The 598-nt window shown below is 34.3% G+C and carries 1 protein-coding gene; it reads left to right on the top strand.

Features of this window, described 5'->3' with window-relative positions; genetic code table 11:
* The first annotated feature begins 41 nt into the window (after positions 1–41).
* Positions 42–470 (top strand): hypothetical protein, encoded by a 429-nt coding sequence (locus GWK09_RS14895; RefSeq protein WP_163694264.1) that lies wholly within the window; start codon positions 42–44, stop codon positions 468–470.
* The last annotated feature ends 128 nt before the right edge of the window (positions 471–598 follow it).

Below are 598 nucleotides of genomic sequence, written 5' to 3'. Positions count from 1 at the left end.
AGGCGCCAAACCATAGCCGGAACCGTTGTAATGCATTTTGAATGACTAACTGGAAAAAATTGGAAGAATCATTCAATTTCCTAAATGAGTATAAATTTAAAGGACCAATAATCTATCCCAACGGTGTTGAAGTCAACTTCGATTATATTTCACCTTATTCAATAGTTAACATCACTTACGAACCAGGTCATGAATATGTAACGAGATTCATAAAGTTAAAAAGTAAAATAAAGACCGGTGATCTAGAAAAAATCAGATGGAGAAAGCTTGAGAAGTCCGCATATAAAATTTATAACCTCGATTTATTTTTAGATCCAAAAAATAAACTCAAAAAAAGTATTCAAGGACATACCAAAGGAGACAAGAATCTAGAATACTATTCAACGCTACTAAAATCAAATCCTAAAATGTTGAATCATAATTACGATGATTTCAAAACGTATAGTTTGATAATCAAAATTTTTAGATAATAAACGCATTACAACAACGGCTATGGTTCATCGCCCACCAGGGTCTGGGATTATTTGCTATTTTAGGGATTAACAAATCAATACGGAAGGCTGGCGCCTCCAGGCGCCAAACCATAGCCGGAACCGTT

The organism is Muriicola jejuensis (assembly GCF_010671595.1).
Taxonomy (GTDB): Bacteria; Bacteroidota; Bacteroidia; order Flavobacteriales; family Flavobacteriaceae; genus Muriicola; species Muriicola jejuensis.
The sequence above is the reverse complement of the archived record's forward strand: the minus strand, read 5'-3'. Positions and strand labels throughout refer to the sequence as shown.

Excerpts from the sequence above, each read along its gene's own strand:
- GWK09_RS14895 (WP_163694264.1), top strand. The coding sequence starts at position 42 with ATGACTAACTGGAAAAAATTGGAAGAATCATTCAATTTCCTAAATGAG.